Source organism: Roseibium sp. JB4-4 (genome assembly GCF_055693425.1).
In genome coordinates this window covers 5,072,584-5,096,326 of the sequence record NZ_CM146333.1, presented here as the reverse complement: position 1 = coordinate 5,096,326, position 23,743 = coordinate 5,072,584, and the positions used below count along the sequence as shown (strand labels likewise).

At 55.6% G+C, this 23,743-nt stretch carries 22 protein-coding genes, 1 tRNA gene and 2 pseudogenes; 13 read left to right on the top strand and 12 right to left on the bottom strand.

Features of this window, described 5'->3' with window-relative positions; genetic code table 11:
- From ACZ1HV_RS23895 to ACZ1HV_RS23885, 3 genes are all read right to left on the bottom strand, one after another.
- The gene (locus ACZ1HV_RS23895) at nt 1–801 is read right to left on the bottom strand and encodes an SDR family NAD(P)-dependent oxidoreductase (RefSeq protein WP_298821819.1); all 801 of its coding nucleotides are present in this window, start codon (nt 799–801) and stop codon (nt 1–3) included.
- A complete protein-coding gene (locus ACZ1HV_RS23890) occupies nt 798–1,148 on the bottom strand; it encodes a cupin domain-containing protein (RefSeq protein ID WP_298821817.1) in 351 nt (116 codons plus the stop codon). The genes ACZ1HV_RS23895 and ACZ1HV_RS23890 overlap by 4 nt, the downstream gene beginning before the upstream one ends.
- Nucleotides 1,149–1,209: 61 nt before the next feature.
- The gene (locus ACZ1HV_RS23885; protein WP_298986441.1) at nt 1,210–2,049 is read right to left on the bottom strand and encodes a cyclase family protein; all 840 of its coding nucleotides are present in this window, start codon (nt 2,047–2,049) and stop codon (nt 1,210–1,212) included.
- An 83-nt stretch (nt 2,050–2,132) separates the two neighbouring features.
- Between ACZ1HV_RS23885 and ACZ1HV_RS23880 the strand changes: the two are divergent.
- A pseudogene (locus ACZ1HV_RS23880) lies at nt 2,133–2,366 on the top strand (hypothetical protein); the annotation flags it as partial.
- A gap of 15 nt (nt 2,367–2,381) precedes the next feature.
- Complete coding sequence (locus ACZ1HV_RS23875; RefSeq protein ID WP_472718497.1) at nt 2,382–2,981, top strand: IclR family transcriptional regulator; 600 nt, start codon at nt 2,382–2,384, stop codon at nt 2,979–2,981.
- A gap of 55 nt (nt 2,982–3,036) precedes the next feature.
- Here ACZ1HV_RS23875 and ACZ1HV_RS23870 read toward each other — a convergent pair whose 3' ends face one another.
- From ACZ1HV_RS23870 to ACZ1HV_RS23850, 5 genes and pseudogenes are all read right to left on the bottom strand, one after another.
- Nucleotides 3,037–3,858, bottom strand: coding sequence for a citryl-CoA lyase (locus ACZ1HV_RS23870; RefSeq protein WP_472716526.1), 822 nt, complete (start codon nt 3,856–3,858; stop codon nt 3,037–3,039).
- Nucleotides 3,855–5,048: a CaiB/BaiF CoA transferase family protein gene (locus tag ACZ1HV_RS23865; RefSeq protein ID WP_472716525.1), complete on the bottom strand. Its 1,194-nt coding sequence runs from the start codon at nt 5,046–5,048 to the stop codon at nt 3,855–3,857. Before ACZ1HV_RS23865 ends, ACZ1HV_RS23870 begins: the two co-directional genes overlap by 4 nt.
- A 27-nt stretch (nt 5,049–5,075) precedes the next feature.
- Nucleotides 5,076–6,502: pseudogene (locus ACZ1HV_RS23860) on the bottom strand (tripartite tricarboxylate transporter permease).
- 97 nt (nt 6,503–6,599) lie between these two features.
- A complete protein-coding gene (locus tag ACZ1HV_RS23855) occupies nt 6,600–7,091 on the bottom strand; it encodes a tripartite tricarboxylate transporter TctB family protein (RefSeq protein WP_298986452.1) in 492 nt (163 codons plus the stop codon).
- An 82-nt stretch (nt 7,092–7,173) separates the two neighbouring features.
- The gene (locus ACZ1HV_RS23850) at nt 7,174–8,154 is read right to left on the bottom strand and encodes a tripartite tricarboxylate transporter substrate binding protein (RefSeq protein ID WP_298821803.1); all 981 of its coding nucleotides are present in this window, start codon (nt 8,152–8,154) and stop codon (nt 7,174–7,176) included.
- Nucleotides 8,155–8,271: 117 nt separating this feature from the next.
- Here ACZ1HV_RS23850 and ACZ1HV_RS23845 point away from each other — a divergent pair, with 117 nt between their 5' ends.
- The 4 genes from ACZ1HV_RS23845 to ACZ1HV_RS23830 are packed head-to-tail and all read left to right on the top strand — an operon-like array spanning nt 8,272 to nt 11,328.
- Nucleotides 8,272–8,772, top strand: a complete 501-nt coding sequence (locus tag ACZ1HV_RS23845) for a response regulator transcription factor (protein WP_472716524.1) — start codon at nt 8,272–8,274, stop codon at nt 8,770–8,772.
- Nucleotides 8,769–8,936, top strand: coding sequence for a winged helix-turn-helix domain-containing protein (locus ACZ1HV_RS23840; protein WP_472716523.1), 168 nt, complete (start codon nt 8,769–8,771; stop codon nt 8,934–8,936). Before ACZ1HV_RS23845 ends, ACZ1HV_RS23840 begins: the two co-directional genes overlap by 4 nt.
- The gene (locus tag ACZ1HV_RS23835; RefSeq protein ID WP_472716522.1) at nt 8,933–10,318 is read left to right on the top strand and encodes a sensor histidine kinase; all 1,386 of its coding nucleotides are present in this window, start codon (nt 8,933–8,935) and stop codon (nt 10,316–10,318) included. Before ACZ1HV_RS23840 ends, ACZ1HV_RS23835 begins: the two co-directional genes overlap by 4 nt.
- Nucleotides 10,288–11,328: an ABC transporter substrate-binding protein gene (locus ACZ1HV_RS23830; RefSeq protein WP_472716521.1), complete on the top strand. Its 1,041-nt coding sequence runs from the start codon at nt 10,288–10,290 to the stop codon at nt 11,326–11,328. Before ACZ1HV_RS23835 ends, ACZ1HV_RS23830 begins: the two co-directional genes overlap by 31 nt.
- Before the next feature lie 126 nt (nt 11,329–11,454).
- On the opposite strand, the gene ACZ1HV_RS23825 is transcribed toward ACZ1HV_RS23830, so the two are convergent.
- Together ACZ1HV_RS23825 and acnA are read right to left on the bottom strand one after the other, a co-directional pair.
- Entirely contained in the window at nt 11,455–12,609 is a 1,155-nt protein-coding gene (locus tag ACZ1HV_RS23825) for a PrpF domain-containing protein (protein WP_472716520.1), read from the bottom strand.
- Complete coding sequence (gene acnA, locus ACZ1HV_RS23820) at nt 12,609–15,188, bottom strand: aconitate hydratase AcnA (RefSeq protein ID WP_472716519.1); 2,580 nt, start codon at nt 15,186–15,188, stop codon at nt 12,609–12,611. Before acnA ends, ACZ1HV_RS23825 begins: the two co-directional genes overlap by 1 nt.
- A gap of 89 nt (nt 15,189–15,277) precedes the next feature.
- On the opposite strand from acnA, the gene ACZ1HV_RS23815 reads away from it, so the two are divergent.
- Complete coding sequence (locus tag ACZ1HV_RS23815; protein WP_298821791.1) at nt 15,278–15,949, top strand: IclR family transcriptional regulator; 672 nt, start codon at nt 15,278–15,280, stop codon at nt 15,947–15,949.
- 103 nt (nt 15,950–16,052) lie between these two features.
- Nucleotides 16,053–16,928: an isocitrate lyase/PEP mutase family protein gene (locus tag ACZ1HV_RS23810; protein WP_472716518.1), complete on the top strand. Its 876-nt coding sequence runs from the start codon at nt 16,053–16,055 to the stop codon at nt 16,926–16,928.
- A 115-nt stretch (nt 16,929–17,043) separates the two neighbouring features.
- On the opposite strand, the gene ACZ1HV_RS23805 is transcribed toward ACZ1HV_RS23810, so the two are convergent.
- A tRNA-Ile gene (locus ACZ1HV_RS23805) sits at nt 17,044–17,120 on the bottom strand.
- A 239-nt stretch (nt 17,121–17,359) separates the two neighbouring features.
- Between ACZ1HV_RS23805 and ACZ1HV_RS23800 the strand changes: the two genes are divergently transcribed.
- From ACZ1HV_RS23800 to ACZ1HV_RS23790, 3 genes are all read left to right on the top strand, one after another.
- Complete coding sequence (locus tag ACZ1HV_RS23800) at nt 17,360–18,430, top strand: AI-2E family transporter (RefSeq protein WP_472716517.1); 1,071 nt, start codon at nt 17,360–17,362, stop codon at nt 18,428–18,430.
- A gap of 108 nt (nt 18,431–18,538) precedes the next feature.
- Nucleotides 18,539–19,312, top strand: coding sequence for an SIMPL domain-containing protein (locus ACZ1HV_RS23795; protein ID WP_472716516.1), 774 nt, complete (start codon nt 18,539–18,541; stop codon nt 19,310–19,312).
- A gap of 551 nt (nt 19,313–19,863) precedes the next feature.
- Nucleotides 19,864–21,342: a methyl-accepting chemotaxis protein gene (locus ACZ1HV_RS23790; RefSeq protein ID WP_298821782.1), complete on the top strand. Its 1,479-nt coding sequence runs from the start codon at nt 19,864–19,866 to the stop codon at nt 21,340–21,342.
- Between the two features lie 117 nt (nt 21,343–21,459).
- Here the strand turns inward: ACZ1HV_RS23790 and ACZ1HV_RS23785 are convergent, their stop codons facing one another.
- Nucleotides 21,460–22,062 (bottom strand): GNAT family N-acetyltransferase, encoded by a 603-nt coding sequence (locus tag ACZ1HV_RS23785; RefSeq protein WP_472716515.1) that lies wholly within the window; start codon nt 22,060–22,062, stop codon nt 21,460–21,462.
- A 167-nt stretch (nt 22,063–22,229) separates the two neighbouring features.
- Here ACZ1HV_RS23785 and speD point away from each other — a divergent pair, with 167 nt between their 5' ends.
- Nucleotides 22,230–22,787: an adenosylmethionine decarboxylase gene (speD, locus tag ACZ1HV_RS23780; protein ID WP_298821778.1), complete on the top strand. Its 558-nt coding sequence runs from the start codon at nt 22,230–22,232 to the stop codon at nt 22,785–22,787.
- Nucleotides 22,784–23,656: a polyamine aminopropyltransferase gene (gene speE / locus ACZ1HV_RS23775; protein WP_298986471.1), complete on the top strand. Its 873-nt coding sequence runs from the start codon at nt 22,784–22,786 to the stop codon at nt 23,654–23,656. Before speD ends, speE begins: the two co-directional genes overlap by 4 nt.
- The last annotated feature ends 87 nt before the right edge of the window (nt 23,657–23,743 follow it).

Here is a 23,743-nt window from a genome sequence, read left to right as displayed (position 1 = left end):
TCAGCCTGCCGTGTAGCCGCCATCGGCGTAAAGTATGTGACCGGTGTAGAAGTCCGATGCGTGGGACACCAGAAACAACAATGGCCCGATCAAATCTTCCGGTTCACCCAAACGCCCTTTCGGCACACGGGCGATGAAGCCTTTGCGGAAACCCTTGGCCGTATCGTCCTCCTCGAACATCCACGCTGTCAGAGGAGAGCGGAATACAGTCGGAGCTATGGCGTTGACTGTGATGTTCTCTTCGCCGAGTTCGCACCCAAGAGCCTTGGTAATGCCGTCAACGGCAGCCTTTGACGCGCAGTAGGCTGTATATCCGGCCGGATGACCAAGCAGGCCGCGCGCTGATGAGACCAGCACAATCTTTCCGCCAGTAGCCTGCTGCTTCATTTTTTTGGTGGCAGCCCGTGTCAGAAGCCAGGACTGGGTCACGTTGGCTTCCATCACCCCGTCAAAATCCTTCGGAGTGAGCGTATCGATCTTCGCAACCTTGTTCATGCCTGAAGCGACAACAAGAATATCCAGCGACCCGAAGCGCTCCGCGGCAAGATCGGCAAGACCGTCGCAAACTGTCTCATCAGTCGGGCGCACGGCCTTCGTGACAACATCAGCGCCGAGTTTTTCACACTCGGTGGCCACTTCGCCCAAGGCCTTCTCGTTGCCAGCTGCCAGGACCAATTTGCATCCCGCGCCCGCAAGGGCTCTTGCAGCGACCGCGCCAAAGGCTCCCGAAGCGCCGGTAATCAGCGCAACCTTGCCCGATACATCAAACAGTCCCAACGGGTTTTTCCAGGCATTACTCATGTCTTTGCCTCCGGTGGATACGGGATCACGACGAGCATGGTGCAAACGAGGTTTGACCGGTTCTCGATCGTGCGCACTTCATTCGGCGCGATGGTGCAGCTGTCGTACTTTCGCAAAACAGTCTCAGCTCCTTCGGTCATCACAGTCATCTCACCATCCAGGACGACGTAGACCTTCTCAAAGGGCGTTGAATCGGGCCCTGCGCCTCCGCCAGGCAGGAATTGACTAAGTCCGACCCACTGGTTTTCCGGACCACCTTCTTCGAACCCTTGCAGCCGCAAACCGACCACATCCCGATGGTTTGGCGCCTCGTACGGGGCAGCGTCTTCAAAGCGTTTCACATGCATTGTTGCCCTCCCGAACCTTGTGCATGAAGGCCGCCCACAACAGGCAACCTGTGATGCTGGATCAGAAGCTTTCGCCTGCCTCGATACGGTACTGCTGACCACGGTCGATCATCGCCACAAGCCGGATGATGCACCCATCGCCCCGGTCCCAGTTCCATGGGAAAAATGCAAACGTGCAGCGTTTTCCAGTGACTGCATCCAGGTCGCCGCCAACATTTTCAATGCCAAGAATACCGTTGCTGAAAAGCTTGTTGTGAACCGGTTCCCACTCGGGAAAATCGTCTTTCCAGTCGCGGCCGCCGGACCACTCAAGATACTCCTGCTCCAGATGCGGCAGGATCGGGCCATTGCGCTGCGGACCGATGGCCGTTGCAAGCGGATGATCATTTGCCTGGGTATCGTGTCCCACGACCTTGATGCCCTTCTCCACGATCCAGTCGGCGGCGGAAGGAACGAGGCCGGGACAATAAGCAAAATAGTCGCCATCCTCATATTGCTTGTGCCAGCCCGTATTGATGACCAGAACATCGTTCTTGCGGATTGCGTGGCCGCAGGCCTTCTCCAGATCGTCGCCTGTAATCGGTTCCCACTTCTTCTTTGGCACCGAGACAACCAGCCCGGACCCGAAAAAATGAGGCAAAGGCACTTCGTCGATGAACGGTGTTCCGGGAACGACATGAGCCGGAGCATCGATGTGGGTCGTTACATGCATCGTGGTGGTGATTGTCTGGGACAGCACACCGGACTTGGCCATGTAGTGCTTCCGTTCAATCTGGACATCTTTGAAATACGGCCAGTTCGGACACTGAAACCCATAGCGGTGCGACAGGTTATAGAACTCGACGCCCATATCGTTGTTCAGGTTTTCCTGAAACTCGATCCCGCGAATCATCACTGACATTTTTGATCCTCCCGAAGGTCAGTGCCAATCTGTATTGCTTTACGGTACGAGTGTATCATAATGCGGTCAAGTGTTTTCTCGACATGATGGGCGAATTTGCTATATGCAGACGGTATCACGCTGCTTTAGCATGTGATTCCAGACCGGAGCTGGACCAGAAGAACGGCGGAAAGAGTTATGATCATCGAAAGGAAAGCGCAATCAAATCAAGGCGTTCAAGTTATTTCGCGAGCAGCCGAGATTTTGCGTATTCTAAAAAAGACAACTCCGGACTGAGTCTTGGCGGTATCGCCGAACGCGTACACCTGCCCCGATCTACGGTACAGCGCATCGTGAATGCGCTCATTGCTGAACGTCTTGTCATGGCAAGTTCTGCCGAGGGTGGCCTAAGGCTCGGACCGGAAATCCAGTCACTTGCGGCCGCTGGCCGGATCAACATGGCCGAGCTCATTCGACCTGTCTTGGTCGACCTCTCTTCAAAGACAGAAGAGACCGTTGACCTGGCTGCCTTCAGGGAAGACCACATGGTCTTCGTCGATCAGGTGATCGGCTCCCACCGCCTTAGAACTGTCTCCGCCGTTGGTGAAGTCTTTCCCATGACAACAACAGCCAACGGCAAGGCCGCCCTCTCTCTGTTCGAGGACGATGCGCTCGTTTCAATTGCAGCGCCGGAATTGAAAGCAACCGAGGATGACCCCAAACCATTGTCGGAGTTCATGCGGGAAATCGAGGATATCCGGCAAACCGGCATCGGATGGGATCTGAATGAGCACACGGACGGCATTTCAGCCGCCGGTTTCGCCTTCAGAGATCCGATGGATCAGATCTATGCGGTATCGATACCTGTTCCCTCTCACAGGTTCACGCGCCTCAAAAGCACCCTCGCGGAACTCCTTCTCCAGGCAAGAAAATCAATCCTGCAGCTTCTCTGAGCGCGGCAGCTTGACGATGATGCCGGCAGTACCCTGAAACCCGGGAACCGTTTGCTCAGGTCTGGTGGTCGATTGGGTTCGGCCCGGTATAAGACCAGCGATAGTCCGGCGGTGTCGGCCCCTTGTTCCGGCCACCCTGGTTCATTTGCTCCCAGGCATGCGCAATCACGCCGACCGACCTCGACAGGCAAAAAAGCCCCCGAGCGAGTTGCCCGGCGAAACCGAGCTCTGCATACACAACAGCGGTCGCCCCATCGATATTCATGGGTACCGGCTTGCCTTTTCTGGTGTTCAGGATCTTCTGGATTTCCCGCCCGATGTCTGCAAACCGACCGCTCACGACACCTTCGGCGGCGGCCGTGTCCACAAGACCAAGCAGGCGTGGTGCCCGTGGGTCTTCTGGCTTGTGAAACCTGTGACCAAAACCCGGCACGAAAGCTGTCCGCTCGGCCTGCCAACGGTCAATCATCTTCGTCGCGGCCTCATTCAGGCCAAGGCCCTCACGCATGGCTGCATCAATCCAGCCAAAAAGTTCCACAGCCTGTTCACCCGCACCTCCATGGACGTCGTCAAGCATATTGACTGCAGATGCCATTGCGCCGTTGAGACCAAGCCCACAGGTAACCGCCATGCGTGCAGCGGCTATCGACGGCGCTTGCGGACCATGATCAACCGCCGCCACAAGGGCGCACTCCAAAAGCTTTGCCTGTTCGGGGGTCGGCAAATCGCCTCTGGTCATCAGCCAGATCATCTGCGGAAATGTCACGTTGCCGATCAGCTCTTCGATCGGCCGCCCCCGAAGCCGGATCTGGCCGGGCGCCATGTCTATGATATCTGTTGCCCACCAGTCGGATACATCTTTGCCCCTGTTGCTCATAATGCACCATCGCTTTGAAGGTCTTCCAGCTCTTGGCTGCTAAGACCGAGCCCGCCCCAGATTTCATGGTTGTGCTCACCAAGAAGCGGTGGCGGTGCAGACACCTTGGGTGCATCGCCATCCAGCTTGATCCCGGTCGTCGTCACGGCGATATCCCGATCGACACCTGGCACTTGTTGGAAGGTATGCAGGAAGCCCCGATCGGCGATTTGCGGCATTTGCAACACCTCTGGCACGGTCAGGACAGCTCCGGACGGCACACCGATGCGATTGAGTTCCTTTGCCCAATCGCGCGCTGGGCGCGTTTTCAGAACCGTCTCAAGCTCGGCCTTGAGCGCCAGACGGTTTTTCTTCCTGTCTTCGCGTGTTGCGTATTCGGGGCGCGCGCGCAGTGCGCTCAATCCCAGGTGATCTGTGAGCAAGACCCACTGTTCGTCCTTGTTAGCTGCGATATTGAGAAGCCCGCTGCCTGCCTGAAAGGCTCCAGACGGCGCAGATGTGACATTCTCATTGCCGTTCGCTGCGGGTTCAACACCGGCATTCAGGTAATTGGAAACCACCCAGCCCATGGTCGCAAGCACCGATTCAAGCATGGAGACATCGATGAAGCTGCCCCTCGGCGAAGCATTTAACGCTGAAGCGACCGCAAATGCTGCGGTAATACCTCCGACAGTGTCTGCGACCGGGTATCCGACGCGCAACGGCGCGCTTTCGCCGTCACCGGTGATCGACATGACGCCGGATGCTCCCTGAATGATCTGGTCATACGCCGGACGATGGACCCAGGGTCCGTCCTGTCCGAATCCGGAAATCGCGCAATAGATCAGTTCAGGCTGTTCTTTCTTGAGTGCTTCGTAACCGACCTGCAAACGGTCCATTACTCCTGGTCGGAAGTTTTCCACCAGCACGTCTGCGGACCTGACAAGCTTGATGAAAAGCGCCCTTCCCTTCGGGTGTTTCAGATTGACGGTGACAGATTTCTTACCCGCATTCTGCGCGAGAAAAGAAACGCCCATACCTTTCTCGTTCAGGTCGGGATCAGCGCCAAGCTTGCGCGCCAGGTCACCGCGGCCCGCGGCCTCGACCTTGATCACTTCCGCCCCAAGATGCGCCAGGTGGTGGCAGCAAAATGGACCGGCCAGAACATTGGTCAGGTCGAGGACCCGAATCCCTTCAAGAGGTTTCGACACCTGTTGTGTCCCTTCGTGCTGCCGTCATCAATCGCCGTCAGCGACACCTTCTGCACGCAGGCGAGCACGGCGTGCTCTGTAGCCGGGCAGAACAACCAGAACAACGGCAAGGATCAGCAAACCGAGCGTCATCGGCCGTTCCCAGATGAATCCGACACCGTCGTAAAGCTGCATGGCGCGGGAGAAGTTGTTCTCAAGCAAAGGCCCGAGAATGAACCCGATCAGCAACGGTGCGAGTGGATAGTCTGCAAAGCGGAACAGCGTTGCACAAATCCCGAAGCCGACGAGGAGAAGAAGCTCCGTGGCGTTGTTCTGGCCGATATAGGCGCCCATCAACGTAAAGAACAGGATGAACGGGATCAGATAGTTGCGTGGAACCGCCAGTACCTTCGCGATATAGGGGATCAGTGGCAGATTGAGGATCAGCAGCACAAGGTTGCCGAGATACATGGAGATGATGACGGCCCAGAAAATCTGAGGCTCGTCGACCATCAGGCGCGGACCGGGACTGACATTCAACGCAATCAGCGCACCCAGGAGGATCGCTGTCGTACCCGAGCCAGGGATGCCAAGTGTCAGAAGCGGAACAAATGAACCGGTGCAGGCGGCATTGTTGGCGCTTTCCGGCGCGGCAATGCCTTTCACTGAGCCTTTGCCGAACTCTTCCTGCTCCTCCTTGTTCGCGATATTGCGTTCGACCGCATACCCGAGGAAAGAGGCAATCGTCGCTCCCGCACCCGGCAGAACACCGATAAAGAAACCCTGAAGCGACTGCCGGCCGATCACCGGCGTGATTTTGCGCGCTTCGTCCTTGGTAATCCGCAAGTTCTTGATCTTGCCACCATCGCTGCCGTCGCCGGTTTTTGAGCGCGCAGGGTCAAGCACAAGGAAGATGGCTTCAGGGAGCGCGAACATGGCCATGGCGAGTGTGATGAAGCCAAAGCCGGACTGGAGATCCATGACCCCCATGGTGAAGCGCGGCATGTTGAAAAGAACGCCTTCGCCAACGGTCGCCATCATCAGTCCGAGGAACGTCATCAGCAGCGCCTTGCCGACCTGTCCGGTGCCGGCAAATGCGGCAATCGCCGACAACCCGACAACCATCAGTGCGAAATACTCGGACGAATGGAACAACAGCGCAACGGAGGCCAGCGCCGGCGCAAAGACCATCAGCAGGACCGCACCGATGGTACCCCCGCAAACGATGAGATCGCGGCAACCGTCAAAGCCTTTCCAGCCTGTCCCTTACGCGCCAGCGGATAGCCGTCGAAGGAGGTTGCAACAGTTGAAGCAACGCCTGGAGCATTGATCAGAATAGAAGAGGTTGAGCCGCCAAAAACTGCACCATAGTAAACACCAGCAAGCAGGATCAGTGCGGCTGACGGATCACCGATTGTGATCGCGACCGGGATCATGATGGCAATGATCGACATCGGACCAAGCCCGGGCAGCATGCCGATAAAGGTACCGATCAGACAGCCGCCAACGACCATCATGATGTTTGTGAAAGTGAAGGCCGTTGTAAGGCCTGTCAGAAGTCCTTCGAGCATCTCAGCCTCCAATCAGAAAAGACGGGAATGGACTTAAGAAGATGCCCAGCACCACGTCCACAAGGTACCAGACCGAGCCAGCGGCAATGGCCGCGACCACGATCATCATGACATAGCGGCGCTCACCGAGAATGTAGCTGCCAACCGTGAGAAAGAGAAAGGTGGAGGTAAGGAACCCAAGCGGCCGCAGCAGCAGCGCATAGGCAACCATCAGGCCCAGCAGCAGAACAGCCTGACCGACCTTATATTCATGAAGACGCGACAGATTGATATCGGCAGCGTCTTTCTTGTCAGGGGATTTTTCAAGACCGAGCAGAATACTCAGCGAAAGAAGAATTCCGCCAATGGCCAAGACTTTGGGAAAGCTTGATGGCCAGATTGGGCTGCGTTGCATGATCGGCGGCAAAAGCGCGTCCATGGTGAAGTAAGCTGCATAGCCATAGGCTAGGCAGATCAACAAGATGACTAGTGCCAGCCAGCGATCAAGCGCCATCGTTCCCCCCGTTTTTTTGGATTAGGCGACACGCCCGGGGAGTCCCGGACGTGTCTTGCGTATCAGCTTTGCTGAACGATGATCAGAGGAAGCCAAGCTTCTTCATCAGATCGCCGATGGACTTTTCCTGCTCTTCAAGGAAGGAACGGAAGTCGTCACCAGGATTGTGGATGTTCACCCAACCGTTGCGAGCACGAACTTCTTCCCACTCATCGGTTTCGTACATTTTGGCAATTGCGCCCTGGTAAGCGGCCAGCTTGTCTGCCGGAAGGCCAGGTGCAGCAAAGAAACCGCGCCAGTTGACGAAAGTGGTGTCGTTGCCTTGCTCGACCATGGTCGGTGCATCTGCATAGGCCTCAACGCGCTCAGGCGCCGTCACACCAATGATGCGCACTTCACCCGCCTTGGCCAGTTCAACGGCTTCAGAGAAGCCAGTGGAAACGGCCTGGACTTCACCGGAAAGCAGACCAGCCATGGTCTTGCCGCCACCGTCATAAGGCACGTATTTCATGGCAACCGGGTCAGCGCCTGCTGCCTGGAACACCATTGCAGCGACCAGATGGTCCATACCGCCCGGCACGGAACCGCCACCAATCGCGGTCCCGGCAGGATCCGCCTTGAAAGCCTCGATCAGGCCGTTGACATCCTTGATTTCGCCGTCGGCAGGCACCACGAGTGCTGCATAGTCGCCGATTGTACCGGCAACCAGGGTCAGATCACGGAAGTTCTGCGGAAACACACCCGTCAACGAACGGATCACGATCGGCGTGGAGTTGACCATGAGCGTGCCATGGTTGCTGTCGGCGTTTTCGATCAGGAAACCGATCGCTTTGCCACCGCCGCCGCCGGACATATTCTCATAAGAAGCTGTGCCAACAAGGCCGGCCTTTGTCAGGGCTTCACCCGTACCGCGCGCAGTTCCATCCCAGCCACCGCCGGCACCGCCGGGGATGAGAAAGTGAATGCTGTCGACAGCAGGTTCTGCAAAGGACGGAGTTGCAAATGAGAAAGAGACCGCAGCAGCAGCCAGAACGACCCGTCGGGTCATTTTCAAAAGTGTCATATTATCCTCCCAGACACGCTGGGGCTTAACGAGCCCCTTGCAAACAACAAAAGTATTGGGAAAGCTGACAGGAACCTGTCACGCTAACAAAAAACAACGACAAACGGCTGAATTGGCATGCGCTTCCTACTGATCGAGGACAATGAGAAACTGGCAAAAGCCATCGTCGAGCGCATGAGCCTTGACGGTCATGTCGTTGATCATGCACCCGATCTGGAAACGGCCGCCGTCTGTTTGGCCAGCACCGGCTATGAGCTCATACTGCTTGATATCATGTTGCCCGACGGGGATGGGCGCACCTTCCTGGAAAGACACCGCACAGGCGACAACGATACGCCGGTCATTGTTTTGACAGCACGTTCCGAAGTGTCGGACCGCGTCCGGATGCTCGACCTTGGTGCGGACGACTACATCACCAAACCATTCGACTTTTCCGAACTCGAAGCCCGCTGCAGGGCAGTGCTTCGGCGACGACAGGGCGCATCGCGAAATCAGAAAACCTTCCAGGATGTTGTGTTCGATCCTCTAGCGGGAACCGTTGCGGTTGCCGGAAACGTCTCGGACCTCAGGAACCGGGAACTGCGGTTGCTCGAGGTCTTTTTTCAGCTCCTGACATGATCTTTTCAAAGTCGCACCTTGTCGATCGCTTGTTCTCCTATGACGAAGACGTTTCGGAAAATGCCATCGAGGTCTACGTGGGGCGTGTCCGGAAAAAGCTTCAGGGAGGGCGCGTCAAGATTGAAACAGTGCGTGGCGTTGGCTACAGGATGACGGCCTCATGACAGCCGTCCGCACACGAGGCTCGCTCAGACGGCGACTTCTCCTTCAATTGCTGCTTGTTGCGGCCATACTGTCGGTGGCACTCTATTTCACGGTACGTGCGCTCGCTCAGCAGGCGGCTGAAACCACCCAGGACAACATCCTGATTGCCTCGGCAACCGCGATATCTGAAGCTGTGCGCGCCGAGCGTGGCCAGATCCTTGTCGACGTGCCCTATTCAGCCTTGTCGATGCTTGGGTCAATAGCCGAAGAACGGGTGTTCTACCGCATAACTGCAGACGATCTGACCGTCACAGGATACGATGACCTGCCAGTGCCGTCTGCCACTATTGACGCTGGCAATCCGGTTTTTGCGACGGCCATCTATCGCGGTGACGAAGTACGCATCGCAGCCCTTCCAAGACGGTTGACCGTGGCCGATGAAACAGTGATTTTGACTGTCCTTGTCGCTCAGACACGTCTGGGACTTGCCGCCGTTTCTCTGCAGATCTCGATTGCTGCGGCAGCTGCCGGCATTGGATTTTTCGTACTCTCCGGAGCGCTCAGCTGGTTTGCGACCAACAACGCCATGCGGCCATTGAACAGGCTTGCCCAGTCAGTCGCGCGCCGTGGTCCGCAGGACTTGAGCCCGGTCGAAACGTCGGCCCCGACCGAGCTGGTTCCCTTGCTCCAGTCTCTCAATACATTCATGGGCCGGCTCAGTGCTTCGCTTGCAAGAACCGAAGATTTTATCGCCGAAGCCGCGCATCACGTGCGCACGCCGCTCACAACTGTCAGAACCCAGTCTGAGATCGCCATGCGCAGCGTGCGAAAACCAGAGAACAAACAGATCCTGCGAGAAGTCATTCGTGCTGCGGACGAGAGTTCGCGCTCCGCTGGTCAGCTGCTCGACCACGCCATGGTCGCGCTCCGCTCAGACAATCTCGAAAAGGAACGCCTCCATGTGAGGGAGCTCGCTCAGGATGTGATCAGGTCGATCAGCCCGACTGCAGACTTGAAGGATATTAGGATCACCTGCTCCGGCTCGGACACGATCGGATCAGTGGAAGGCGATCCCATTCTGCTGCAGAACGCGTTGCGAAACCTTCTGGACAATGCCGTCAAGTATTCACCAGAAGACAGCATCATCAAGGTGGAAATCCTGCAATCTGGATCAACCGTCAGGGTCGATGTCATCGACGAGGGACGCGGTCTCGGTGATGGCGACCGGCAACACCTGACCGAGCGGTTCGGCCGGGGTAACAATGTCCGTGACATTATTGGCTCCGGGCTTGGACTCACCATTGTTGAGGAAGTCATGCGGGCTCACGGCGGCACGCTGAAACTGTCGGACAACCCGGAAAAGAGAGGCACATGCGCGTCCATATCCTTACCTTTGGCCTGATCGCCTGGTGCTGCGCCTTGATCACCACGACGAGCGCCTTCGTCGCCGAAGAAGAGCGCTTGTTTGAGGTCGAAAATCGTACGGCAACGCTCAACATTCTGTCGACCGGCGATCTCAACATCTTCGCGCCGCTCATCGAGGCCTATCAGGCCCGAAACCCGGGCATAGAGGTCCGCTATGTCACCGCCTCCAGCAGCGAGCTGATGAAGGCACTTTTTGAAGAAAATGCGGAATTCGACATTGCTATGTCATCGGCAATGGACCTGCAGACGAAGCTCGTCAATGACGGTTTCGCCTTGCGTCACGTGTCGGCGGAAACCAGCACTCTGCCCGACTGGGCCAAATGGCGGGACCGTCTGTTCGCCTTTACCCAGGAACCTGCGGTGCTGGCCTTTTCCAAATCCTCATTTCAGGGTTTGCCGACGCCGACCAACCGGGATGAACTGATCGCGCTGTTGCGTGAGAACCCGGATCGTTTCAACGGCAAAGTCGGGACTTATGACATCCGGGAAAGCGGTGCAGGCTATCTGTTTGCAACGCAAGACTCCCGGCAATCGGAGTCGCTCTGGCGTATGGCCGAGGTGATGGGCAGATTGAATGCACAGCTTTATTGCTGCTCAAGCCAGATGATCCAAGACGTTGCCGATGGACGGCTGGCGCTCGCCTATAACGTGCTTGGCAGCTACGCGGCAGCACATCTGCCAGACAACCCGGATCTGGATGTCCTGCAATTCAACGATTTTACCACCGTCATGCTGCGGACTGTGCTCATTCCCAAGACAACACAGGACGTGGACCTGTCCGGCCAGTTCATAGACTTCCTGGTATCGGGTTCCAATCGTCAGCTCATCGAGGAACTGACCGGCTTGCCCGCGATCGATCCGGGTGTTTTGCAGCGCGAGGCAGCATTTCGTCCCATCCGTCTCGGTCCGGGCCTGCTCGTTTATCTGGACCAGCTCAAGCGTCGCACGTTCATCCGCGCCTGGCTGAACGCTATGGTACAGCCATAGGTACGGACCCTAGTGTTCGTGTCAGGCGTCAAGCAAGGAACGGTTCCTCGGACAGAAGAACAAAACGAACCTGATCCGGGTAACTTTCGCTGAGATCGCAGGCCGGAAAGACTGTCAGAGCCTCGCTCATTCCTGCGACTCTTGTAAGTTTGCCGGATAAAGGACGGAACCTTCCATGATGCGCCTTTGGGTCCGATAGGTCCCGGCGGTCACCGCTTCAGGCCCATGATTGCCGGACCTGACGTCCGCCGTTACGGTCAAGACACCGGAAGGGGTTCCAATCCTGAGGTCCTTCCCGCCGATGCGCGCAATATGCTGAACCAGGGACCCCGGAACCTGCGCAGCAACTGCGGTACACATGCCTCCGGTGAGTGTAATCGCTCGATGAAAATTGCCCATCGACACCAGTCTCACATTGATATCATGCGTTTCCGGCCCGTGCGTCGCTCCATCAAGCGAAGTGAATTGGCAAGGGCCACCCACAATAGCGACCTTCGGGGTTGAGCGTTTGACCTTGTCTGCGGTCACTGCCATGCCCATTGCGATGGCGCCTGCTGAGCGCACGTCTTCAAGCTTTGCCATCAGCTTTGTATCCGCATCGAGCTGTGCGGGCAGATCCGCCGCTGACGCTCCCAGGTCGGACGCGCGCGCATAGACAACCGCATTGGCAGCATCGATCAACGAAATCGCAATCGTGCCGATACCAGCCACGTTGATTTCATCCAGCGCTTTCCCGCTTGGAAGCAGTTTTCCCGTTGCGGCCCCTCCAGGGGTCAGAAAGTCGAGCACGACCGGAGCGCCCGTTCCCGACACACCGGGGATCGCAACATCGCCCTCTTCAACCGCTTTTCCTTCCCGCACCGGAAACCTTGAATGATAAAGCCGGTCGGTATTGGTGTCATAGATCCTGACGAGAGCTTCAGATTGGCCAGGCACAAGCTGAACCAAGCCTTCGTCAACAGCGAATGGACCGACGCACGAGGCCATGTTCCCGCAGGCCGAGCCGTAATCTGCCAAAGGTTCGTCGACGGCGATCTGAACGAACGTGTAGTCGACATCGGCGTCATCGCGATCCGATGGCCCAATGATCACAGCCTTGGAAAGCGAGGATAAACCACCGCCCATGCCGTTGAGTTGACGGCCATAAGCGTCCGGGCTGCCAAGTACATGCAGAAAAATCCGGTCGCAAAAGGAACGATCTGCCGGCAAATCCGAAGCGTTGAAAACCACCGCCTTGGAGGTCCCTCCCCTATAGAAGGCAGCTCGTAACCGGTTCTGCATCAGGCTGCTCCTGCAAGGAATGTCCGGAATGCGCGTGGCAATAGTCCACCGGCAGCAAACGTTGCACGCTCGCCGTCATTGTAGAGCCGCAAATCCAGAGGGGTTGTTTCGACGATGCCATCCTTGCGATTGATTGACAGCGTTGCTCCAGTGAGATCTTCATTGAACGCAATGTCATAAGTTTCACTGCCATCAAGACCCAGCGTCTTGCGCGTGACACCTTCCGGAAAACACAATGGGGCGATGCCCATGTTGACCAGGTTTGAGCGGTGGATTCTCTCGAAACTCTCAACGATCACGGCGCGGACACCGGCTAGCCAGGGCGCTTTTGCAGCTGTGTCTCTTGAAGAGCCGCAACCATATTCCCTGCCCCCGATGACAACAAGCTTCTGGTCTCGCTTGAGATAGGTCTGGATCGCTTTGAATACCGAGGTGACTTCGGCCTCTGGTTCAATGCGTGCCCAGGATCCTTCCTTGTCGGGTGTCATTTCATTGCGCAGCCTGTAATTGGCAAAAGTCGAACGCACAACAACGTCGGAACTTCCGCGTCGGGTGCCGAAGGAATTGAAGTCGCGTGGAGCGACACCTTTTTCTTGAAGGAACTGACCGGCTTCAGATTCCGGAGTGATGATACCCGATGGCGATATGTGATCCGTCGTGACACTGTCGCCCAAAATGACCAGAGGTCGAAGGCCTGTAATGGGGCCAACCGGTGACGCTTCACGCTCGATTTCGCGAACGAAAGGCGGAAAGGAAACATAAGTCGACGGAACCCAGTCATAGGTGCCGGCATCTGTCTCAAGTGCGTTCCATTCGGCATTCACATCATTGATTGCGGCGTAGTTTTTGTTGAATTCGTCCGGTGTCACGAACGTCTCGACAATCTTTGTCACTTCATCGACGCTGGGCCAAAGGTCCGTCAGCATAACCGGATCGCCGTTCTGGTCACTGCCCAGCGGTTCCGATGTAATGTCTTTCAGGATCGTGCCCATCAAGGCGTAGGCCACGACCAGTGGTGGCGAAGCGATCATGTTGCGGGACGCAAGCGGGTGGATCCGCCCGGCAAAATTGCGGTTTCCCGACAGAACGGCAATTCCCTGCACATCATGCGCTTTGATCGTCGCTTCATGCGCAGGATGCAGTGGCCCCGACATGCCGTTGCAGGTCGAACATGAAAATGCGGCGACCTCGAAGCCAAGCGAATCCAGCGGGCTTTGCAGTCCACTCTCCTGGAGGTACTTCGCAACCACACGGGATCCCGGCGCCAGAGAGGTTTTGACATGCGGAGGGACTTGCAATCCCTTGGCAACCGCATTGCGCGCCATCAAACCGGCCGTAACCATGTTGCGAGGGTTTGCCGTATTGGTGCAGCTGGTGATTGCCGCTATGATCACATCCCCATCGCCGATGTCATGCGCTTGCCCTTCGACTTGAACCCGGCGCTCGGTTTCATCCTTCAGTTTCAGCCTCTCGGTCGCGTCCGACAAATCGATCCTCTGTTCAGGTCTCGACGGGCCGGAAACCGAACGCCCGATTTTGCTCAGATCAAGCTCGACAACTTCGTCATAGTCGACAGCGCTATCGACGCCTTCCAGCCAAAGATTTTGTGCCCGGCAATATGCTTCCGAGCGTGCAGCGCTTTCATTGCGCCCCGTGTCGTTCAGGTAGCCGATGGTGCGCTCGTCAACCGGACAAAAGACCATGGTCGAACCATATTCGGGCGCCATGTTCGCAATCGTTGCCCTGTCCGCAACGCTCAAGGCGCGGTACCCGGAACCGAAAAGTTCAACGAAGGTGTCCACAACACCGATTGCCCGGAGTTTTTCGGCAACGACCAGAGCAATATCGGTCGCGGTGATGTCGCCGGACGGCGCGCCGGAAACTTCCAATCCAATCACCCGCGGCACGTTAACCGGAGTTGTTTCCCCAAAGAGAATGGCTTCTGCTTCCAGTCCACCTATCCCCCAACCCATGACACCGAGCGCATTGATCATCGGAGTATGGCTGTCCGTGCCAAGACTGGCGTCGGGCACCAGAAGATCGGCCTCATCTTGAGACGGCAAAACGGTTTGGCCGAGATACTCAAGATTGACCTGATGGCAGATACCGCCTCCTGGCGGAATGACGCGCAGACGGGGAAATCGTGTTTCACAGGCCTTCAGAAACGCAAATCGTTCGCGATTGACTTCAAACTCGCGATCCATGTTCTTCTGCAGAGCAAATCTGTCGGCCCAGTGATTGATCGACATGGAGTGATCGATCACGAGATCAACCGGTAGGCTCATGTCGACAGTGCCCGGATCGCCGCCTTGCTCTTCCAGGAGATTGCGCATGGCCATGATATCGATAAGCGCCGGGATCCCTAGCATATCGTGCAGCAAAAGGCGTGCTGGCCGGAAGGGAACAGCGTCTCCCTTACGGGCCAGAACATCCAGCGCTGCAGCACCGTCTTTCGAGTGGCGGGCCGCGTTCTCGGCCAAGAGGCGCAGAGAATAAGGCAGGCTGCGAAAGCCTCCTCCGAGAAGGCCGCAATAATCCGCGGCCCGAAAGTTTGTCTGGGCGATTTGATGGTAGCGCACTTTACCTCTCCTGAATTGGAGCTAGGCTAGACAGTCTTGCCCGGATGCTGCAAGTTGAACCGGACTGCGTTTCACCAGACAGAACGGCCATGACTGCCAATCGCACAGAATCCGTTGAGCGCGCGCTGTCGATCCTGAGCGCATTCTCAACGCAAAAACCAACCATGACACTTGCGGAAATCGCCGAGGAAACGGGTCTTCACAAGAGCACGATCCTGCGTCTCACCAACTCGATGCGCATTTATGGCTTCATGCAGCGCGACGAAGATGGCAGCTTCAGCGTCGGACCGAGCGTTTGGCGCCTCGGTCTGATTTTCCGCCGTGACTTCACCAGGCGTGAGCACGTGGCTCCGTCTTTAAAAATTCTCGCCGAAGCAACAGGTGAAACCGCGTCCTTTTATGTGCGTGCAGGCAATGAGCGTGTTTGTTTGTACAGGGAAAATTCCCCAAACCTGCTTCGATTCCATGTCGAAGAAGGCATGCGGCTGCGGCTCTCGACAGGCGCATCCGGCCTCGTACTCCGCCGGTTTTCCGGAGAAGACGTCGGCGACCTTTCCCCGTTCAACGAAAACGGCACGGTGAGTGCGGCCGGACAAACCAACCCCAATATTTCTTCAATATCGACGCCTGTCTTCACGGGCTCCAGGGAGCTTGCCGGAGCGCTCACCGTGTCTGGTCTCGCCACACGGTTTGATGAGGAGGCACGTGCCAAGGCAATTCCGCTTTTGGAAAGTCTCGCGAAAAGCCTGACAGCCAACTGACACTCACCATTTCATCTGACAGAACACACCAGAGCGCAGCTTGCTTTGTCTCAACGCGCACAGTACGCCAGTGCCCATGTTCCTTTGACCGGAGTGCGCTGCAATGATGAACCATGAAATCAACAAGGCGTTTCGGCAGCGCCTGAACAAGGGCGGCGCCATTTTGATGCCCGGCGCCGCAAATGCGTTGGCAGCGAGCGTGATCGACCGTCTCGGTTTTGAAGCGGTCTATATTTCAGGGGCTGGTCTCACCAACACCTATCTCGGCATGCCGGATCTCGGCTTCATCTCCCTCCCGGAAATTGCGCAGCACACGGCTACCATCCGCAATACGACCGAATTGCCGATTGTCGTCGATGCAGACACCGGCTTCGGGAATGCCCTCAACGTGAACCACACTGTCCGCACACTTGAACGCGCTGGAGCCAGCGCAATCCAGCTTGAGGACCAGGTCAATCCAAAACGATGCGGTCATTTTTCAGGCAAGGACGTCGTTGACCTGAGCGAGGCCCGCAGCAGGATCAAGGCTGCCGCCGATGCGCGTCTGGATTCCAATTTTATGATTGTCGCGCGCACGGATGCCTGCGCGACGCACGGCTTTGACGCCGCTATTGAGCGAGCTGAAGCCTTCATTGAAGACGGCGCCGATATCACTTTTATTGAGGCTCCCAAGGATCTGCAGAACATTCGTGACATTCCCCGCCGGCTGTCCGGTACTCCGCAATTGATCAATCTCGTTGTTGGTGGAAAGACACCGATTATCGAATTCGACGAGTTGGACCAAATGGGTTTCGGATTGATCCTATATGCAAATGTTGCGCTGCAAGGCGCCTTGAAAGGCATGCACGATGCACTTTCGATGCTGAAAACCGACGGCCGGATGGACGAAAGCGGACCGGTCGCCAGTTTCGAAGTTCGCCAGGATGCCGTCAGAAAGAGTTACTATGATGAATTGGAGAAAAAGTACTCGACAGACTAATCTGCCAACTGGCACCAGGTTGATCGAATCCGATTTTTTTCCATCATCAAGCAAACAATCCGACGTCGAATAGCCTGGCCCGGCAGCGCATCTGCGTTCAAATCTCACAGAAAAATGGTGGGCCCGGAGGGACTCGAACCCCCAACCAATCCGTTATGAGCGGACGGCTCTAACCAATTGAGCTACAGGCCCACAGCACCTGCCGGTTCGCGCTTGCGGCGGCTGATGCGGATCTTCCCTATACCACGGCCATTTTATCGGGCAAGGGCTTTGCGCAGACATGATGCAAAAGCTCTGGGAAATCGGGTTTTGCGATCACGGATTTTTGCCAGGACCCGGTCCCCAAGCAAAAACTGGTTCCGTTCACGAGCTGCTTCGGGTCTAAATGACATCCAGAAAATGTCTATCCGAATCCTTTTCGCGGAGCTGCCATGCGATCCCCGCTCCTGTCCGTTACCTTAAGTGTTTTCCTGGTCCTTATGATCGGCTGGCTGCTCGTTGTCGGCCGGTCGCTGGTTTTGCCATTCGTCATCGCCCTGATCGTTTGGTACATGATCAATTCATTGTCCCACGTCTTTCAGCTGATACCGATTGGCCGGTGGCGGTTGCCCGGGTTTGTCACCTTTACCCTGTCCCTTCTGTCGATATTCGCTGTCAGCACCTTCGTTCTCGACATTGTCACGGTCAATCTGACCCAGCTGGCTCAGGACGCACCAACCTATCAAAAGCGCCTTGAGGAACTGTTTGATCAGGCGTCGTCACTATTTCACCTCAATGATCCGATCGAGTTGAAGGATCTGCTGCCTGAATCCGTCGTTCCTCGCATGGTGACGGCCGGAGCTAGCCTGGTGACCACCATCGCCGGTTCAGCCAGCCTGGTCTTCATTTACGTGCTGTTTCTGGTGCTGGAGCAATCGACCTTCGACCGCAAATTCGAGCGGCTCTTTTCAGATCCGGAAAAGGCTCAGGCAGCGTTTGCCATCCGGGCCGAGATCAACCGCTCGATCATGCACTATTTTTCGATCAAGACGGCTGTGTCAGTCGCAACCGGCGTCCTGACCAGCCTGGTACTGCTGGCCATTGGTCTGCCCTATGCGGCGCTGTTCGGTTTCATTGCCTTCTTGTTGAACTACATTCCAACCATCGGGTCACTGATTGGCGTGATCTTTCCCAGTTTGCTGGCGGTCGTCTACTACGACACTCTAGCGCCCTTCTTTGCCATTGCGACCGGTCTGGGACTGATCCAGTTCGCCGTCGGCAATCTGGTAGAACCCAAACTTATGGGTTCCAACCTCAACCTGTCGGGCCTGGTCATCATGTTGTCCCTCGCGTTCTGGGGTGCCATCTGGGGCGTTGTCGGGATGGTCTTGTGTGTTCCGCTCACAGTCATGATCGTTATTGTGTGCGCGCGGTTCGAAGCGTCCCGACCGATTGCCGTGCTTTTGTCGGAAACTGGTGAGGTCGGCTTTGCGGAAGGTGAAGCCTCGAGCAGGCGAAGCTGACTGCGCCCGTTATGAGAATGAATGGAACATGAACCGGTTAGCCTCATCCAGGCCGCAATAAAGAGCCATATCGCCGCCAATCGGATGTTTCAGAAAGGACACTTTTTCATGACCTCCCTTTTAATACCGGCTTCTCGCCGGTCTGTATCTTTCTTCCGCGAGCTGGTGCTCGCAACGATGCTCGTCGCGGCACCGCTTGCATCCAGCTCCGCTTCTGCTGAGGAAGCTCATGCCGTTCAAACCGGCAATATCACCATGCAGGGCCGCGGCTCCGTTGCAGTGGCACCCGACATGGCGGTCATCACCGCAAACGTGGTCACAACGGCCAAAACAGCCGAAGACGCCTTGGCTGAAAACTCGTCCGCCATCAGCAAGGTTATCGATGCCATTAAAAACCAGGGTATTGAAGCAAAGGACATCCAGACCCGGGGATTTGGTATCTATCCGCGTTACGAGCAGTCCAACAGCAGCTCGGGACGCCAGCCGAATATCATCGGATATGAAATCCGCAACGGTGTCGAGGTCAACGTTCGCGATTTGGCCAAACTGGGTGGCCTGCTGACGCTTGTGGTTGAAAATGGCGCGAATTCAGTCGATAGCATTCGGTTCGAAGTGAGCGACCCGAATGAAAAGCTCGATGAGGCTCGAAAGAAGGCGGTTGAAAATGCGCGACACAAGGCTGAGATTTTTGCTGCTGCTGCCGGCGTTGGACTTGGCAATATTCTGTTCATCACCGAAACCTCTACCCAGATGCCGCAACCTTTGATGATGCGGGCAGAGAGTATGATGGCCTCAGCTGCAGTTCCGATCGAAGCGGGTGAAACCACCATCAGCGCCGATGTCACAATTCGCTGGGAGATCGACACAGAGGCGGGCAATTGAGACCAGCCTGAAGCAATCCTCTTTCACCGCTGACTTGGATCTTACAAGAGCATTTGAGATCAAATCAGCGGTGAAGAACCTGCTATCAGCGCGCTCAAATTTTAAAAAAACGCATGTATTCGGCAGATCGACCTATGAGAAGTCGAACCGAATATTGAAAAATATCGCCAATTTTTCAATATTTGGAAAGCCGCATTCAATTCCGGCGACAAATCCAAGTCAGGTTTTCTTTGACAATGCTTAGCACAACGTCGTGCAAGCCACGGTCAGTTCACAAACAAACAATAACACTCCTGAATTGTGGTAATTTTGCTCAATCACACTCGGCCAACGAAGACATATATGCTTTAGAACTGCCAGTCATCGCGACAAGAAATGAATAGATCTAAAGACTAAATCTAAAGTTGCATTAAGTAAAATCGCTTATATCTCCAAAATTTATTTCGCTTCATGTGATCTAGCGGAAGATAGTCTGCGTATTAATGTGTTTTTATTTTTTTCCTTCAATCTTAGCGAAATTGCTGAAACGTCATCTGCGTAAGGGGATTCGCATGTCGATCGTCAATTGGAGCTCAGCTCAGCCTGTTCTGAACGCGTTCAGCCGGTCACAGGCCATGATCGAATTCCGGCCGGACGGCACAATTTTGACAGCGAACCAGAACTTCCTGGACGCAATGGGATACGCGCTGACTGAAGTTCAGGGCCAACACCATCGTCTCTTTGTTGATCCAGATTTTGCCGACAGCCAGGAATACCACGACTTCTGGCAAGACCTTGCCAAGGGCGAATTCAAGTCAGAAGAATTTCTGCGCTACGACAAAGGTGGCAACGAGGTCTGGATCCAGGCCGCCTATAACCCGGTCTTCAATCGTGCTGGCAAGGTTGTGAAAGTCGTCAAGATCGCATCCGACATCACAACACGGAAGGTGCGCAGTGCTGATTTCGAAGGACAGGTTGATGCGATCAATCGCTCGCAGGCGGTCATCCACTTCGAACTCGATGGCACTATCACGGATGCAAATGACAATTTCACTGGGGCCGTCGGATACACTCTGGATGAAATTGTAGGCCAGCATCATTCCATCTTCGTCGATCCGGAGTATCGCCGAAGCTCTGAATACGCGACCTTCTGGGAAGAATTGGGCACGGGACAGTTCAAGGCGGGTGAGTTCAAACGCTTTGCCAAGGGCGGCCGCGAAATCTGGATACAGGCCACCTATAACCCGATCCTTGACGCAGCAGGGCGTCCATTCAAGGTGGTGAAGTTTGCTACCGACATCACCGCACAGGTGCAGGAACGCGAGCGCCGCGCTGATATCCAACAGAAGATAGATGTGGACCTCACGGAGATCGGCAATTCGATTTCGGAAGCCGCCGAGCAGGCAACGAATTCGGCATCCGCATCTCAGCAGACATCCTCCAGCGTTCAGACTGTCGCGGCAGCAGCCGAAGAACTGGTTGCCTCCATCCAGGAAATCAGCCGCCAGGTGCAAACTGCCCTTGAGGTTTCCGAAAGCGCAGTCAATCAGGCGGAACAGTCAAGTGAAATCATGTCGGGCCTATCTGAAGATGCCAAGACGATTGGCTCGGTTATCGAACTGATCGACGGCATTGCCGACCAGACCAATCTTCTGGCTCTCAATGCGACAATCGAAGCTGCCAGAGCAGGTGAAGCCGGCAAGGGTTTTGCCGTTGTTGCATCTGAGGTCAAGAGCCTTGCATCGCAGACCAGCAAGGCGACGGAAGAGATTTCTGCACAAGTCAATTCTGTCCAGCAGACGACGGGACAGGCCGTCGATGCAATTGAAGCAATCATGTCGGTGATCCGGAAGATTGGCGAGATCGCAACAAGCATCTCAACGGCGGTTGAAGAACAGAACACTGTCACCAATGACATATCGTCGAACATGCATTCGGCAGCTCAGGGTGTCGAGCTTATCACGAACAACATGCAAAGCATTTCCGCAGCTACCGCACAGATCAACGCTGCGACACAAAACGTTCGCGATGCATCCCGCTCGATCATGTAAACAACCAGGTTCGCTGCGAAACACTGGAAAGCAACTGCAATACAGACTCAATGCGATGGCATCGGAATTGAAGGCAACCTGCCTTTGTTCACAAGGACTGCCGTATTGAAATGGCAATCAAAGCGTGCGGAACCAAACCTGCATCGGTTTTTCGGTTTCCTTTTCATCACCAAGGTCCTGCCAGGGAAATCGCACCTGAACACCGTCGAGTTTTTGATATCCACGTTTGCGCCAGAATGGATCGAGTGGACGATAGTCCGCCGGTTTCATGGGATGGTCGTCCGGGCGAATTACGGCGCAAAATACGGCCTCTGAATAACCAAGCCGGCGCGCATGCGCTTCGCGTTCATCAAAAAATCGATGTCCGATCCCCTGCCCTCGATAACGCGGGTCCAGCACTGATTCCGCCAAGTAAAAGATCCTGGCAACATCATATCCACGTTCCTCCAATGGAGCACGGAATTCATGGAGTTCATCGCCAAGAGGTTCGCCCGTTGCGGCTCCGACAAGTTTGCTGCCATCATAGGCGCCGACGATAACAGCGCCGCCTGTTTCACCGTAACGGTGCAAATACCGAGCTTCAAATTCCAGAGAACCGTCATAAAGATACGGCCAATCGCGAAAGACCGAAATTCGCAGATCGGCAAGCGCATCGAGGGCGTCTTTCAGGTCGTTACCGGTCAGACTTCGAATTTTCAGGGTCACGGCTAAGTCTCTCATTTGACGAAACGATTTGCTTTGATTTTGTCAGATACGCAGTCAAGTCATAGCTGCGTTGCAGTTTTTTAGAAAAAATCTTACATACCCCATTGAGATTAAACAGCGTTTTCTGTAAGGAGTGCGCTCCGGAAAATCACCGGGTACATCTGCTGGTTTGGGAGAGCGACATGGAAAGCAACGCCCTCTTCGAACTGGGGATGGACTTGGCGGCTCGTGTAGAAGAAGACGCGTTGAGCGTTGCCGAGCCAAGAAGCACCACCCAGAAGGAAGAAAACGTTTCGACTGCGGCCACCGCTGTATATGCGGATGATCGCCTGGATCACTTCATCGAGAAGCAAGGGGTCCACTGCGCTGGTGCGCATTTGATAATTGACCTTTACGATGCCGAACGGCTCGACGATCTGCAACATGTTGAAGAAGCGTTGCGGACATGTGTTGATGAAGCCGGCGCAACGCTGCTTCACATCCATCTGCATCCGTTCGAACCGACGGGTGTTTCAGGTGTTGCCGTGCTCGCGGAAAGCCATATTTCGGTCCATACCTGGCCGGAAGCCGGATACGCAGCTTTCGACGTCTTCATGTGCGGCGATGCTCAACCCGAAAAATGCGTTGAGGTTCTACGCAGGGCTTTCAATCCCGGCAAAACGGCAGTCTCAGAGCTGTTGCGCGGGCGCGAAGTCGCCAATCTGTTGTCTAAGCCTCACACATTGGAAGCAGCGGAATGAGCGACGGGTTGATTTTCAACGAGACCCTTTATCCAGGGGTTCAGGTCAGCTACAGCTGCACGCAAATCCTCTATCAGGAAAAAACGGAGCACCAGGATCTGGTGCTCTTTTCCAATCCTGTCTTCGGCAAGGTTCTCATGCTGGACGGGGTGACCCAGGTCACTACGGCGGACGAATTCATCTACCACGAGATGATGTCTCATGTGCCGATCCTGGCTCATGGTGCCGCCCGGAACGTTCTGATCGTGGGTGGTGGGGATTGCGGTCTTGCCGAGGAGGTTCTCAAACATAATAGCGTTGAAAGCCTGGTCCAGGTGGAAATCGACGCTTCTGTAGTTGAGTTCTCAAAGCAGCATTTCGCGGACTTTAACCAAGGCGTTCTGGAAGACACTCGCTTTGAACTCGTCATTGCGGACGGAATGAAATTCGCTGCGGAAACGGACCGCCGTTTCGACGTGGTCATCGTTGACAGCACCGACCCGCATGGTCCGGGTGCCGTTCTTTTTTCCGAAGAGTTTTACCGGAACATTCACCGTATGCTGACACCTGGCGGCGTACTTGTGACGCAAAACGGCGTTCCCTTTCTTCAGAAAGAGGAACTTGTCACCAGCGTTGAGCGGTTCTCGCGCATCTTCAAGGATGCAGCTGCCTATATTGCGGCAATTCCAACCTATTTCGGCGGGCACATGACACTTGGATGGGCTTCCGACAATCAGGACCTGCGCCGTCAAGCCATTTCGGTTCTTGAAGAGCGTTTCAAGGCCGCCGGCTTTGAGACCCGCTACTACACGCCGGAGGTCCATGCAGCGGCCTTTGCTTTGCCCAAATTCATTCTGGATGCCGTTGAGGAAGGCCGTAGAAAGGCCTGACACATTGCGGAACAGATTTCGGGGGCGCAGCCCGGTTTGGACGCGCCCCCGAATGGAAAACCTAGAACTTATTGTCCGCTTTTCTTG

Coding starts and splice junctions, on each gene's coding strand:
- ACZ1HV_RS23830 (WP_472716521.1), top strand. CDS start 10,288: ATGCGCGTCCATATCCTTACCTTTGGCCTGATCGCCTGGTGCTGCGCC.
- ACZ1HV_RS23800 (WP_472716517.1), top strand. CDS start 17,360: ATGCGATCCCCGCTCCTGTCCGTTACCTTAAGTGTTTTCCTGGTCCTT.
- ACZ1HV_RS23890 (WP_298821817.1), bottom strand. CDS start 1,148: ATGCATGTGAAACGCTTTGAAGACGCTGCCCCGTACGAGGCGCCAAAC.
- ACZ1HV_RS23790 (WP_298821782.1), top strand. CDS start 19,864: ATGTCGATCGTCAATTGGAGCTCAGCTCAGCCTGTTCTGAACGCGTTC.
- ACZ1HV_RS23825 (WP_472716520.1), bottom strand. CDS start 12,609: ATGCAGAACCGGTTACGAGCTGCCTTCTATAGGGGAGGGACCTCCAAG.
- ACZ1HV_RS23885 (WP_298986441.1), bottom strand. CDS start 2,049: ATGTCAGTGATGATTCGCGGGATCGAGTTTCAGGAAAACCTGAACAAC.
- ACZ1HV_RS23815 (WP_298821791.1), top strand. CDS start 15,278: ATGACTGCCAATCGCACAGAATCCGTTGAGCGCGCGCTGTCGATCCTG.
- ACZ1HV_RS23785 (WP_472716515.1), bottom strand. CDS start 22,062: ATGAGAGACTTAGCCGTGACCCTGAAAATTCGAAGTCTGACCGGTAAC.
- ACZ1HV_RS23850 (WP_298821803.1), bottom strand. CDS start 8,154: ATGACACTTTTGAAAATGACCCGACGGGTCGTTCTGGCTGCTGCTGCG.
- speE (WP_298986471.1), top strand. CDS start 22,784: ATGAGCGACGGGTTGATTTTCAACGAGACCCTTTATCCAGGGGTTCAG.
- speD (WP_298821778.1), top strand. CDS start 22,230: ATGGAAAGCAACGCCCTCTTCGAACTGGGGATGGACTTGGCGGCTCGT.
- ACZ1HV_RS23840 (WP_472716523.1), top strand. CDS start 8,769: ATGATCTTTTCAAAGTCGCACCTTGTCGATCGCTTGTTCTCCTATGAC.
- ACZ1HV_RS23835 (WP_472716522.1), top strand. CDS start 8,933: ATGACAGCCGTCCGCACACGAGGCTCGCTCAGACGGCGACTTCTCCTT.
- ACZ1HV_RS23855 (WP_298986452.1), bottom strand. CDS start 7,091: ATGGCGCTTGATCGCTGGCTGGCACTAGTCATCTTGTTGATCTGCCTA.
- ACZ1HV_RS23870 (WP_472716526.1), bottom strand. CDS start 3,858: ATGAGCAACAGGGGCAAAGATGTATCCGACTGGTGGGCAACAGATATC.
- ACZ1HV_RS23895 (WP_298821819.1), bottom strand. CDS start 801: ATGAGTAATGCCTGGAAAAACCCGTTGGGACTGTTTGATGTATCGGGC.
- ACZ1HV_RS23795 (WP_472716516.1), top strand. CDS start 18,539: ATGACCTCCCTTTTAATACCGGCTTCTCGCCGGTCTGTATCTTTCTTC.
- ACZ1HV_RS23845 (WP_472716524.1), top strand. CDS start 8,272: ATGCGCTTCCTACTGATCGAGGACAATGAGAAACTGGCAAAAGCCATC.
- ACZ1HV_RS23810 (WP_472716518.1), top strand. CDS start 16,053: ATGATGAACCATGAAATCAACAAGGCGTTTCGGCAGCGCCTGAACAAG.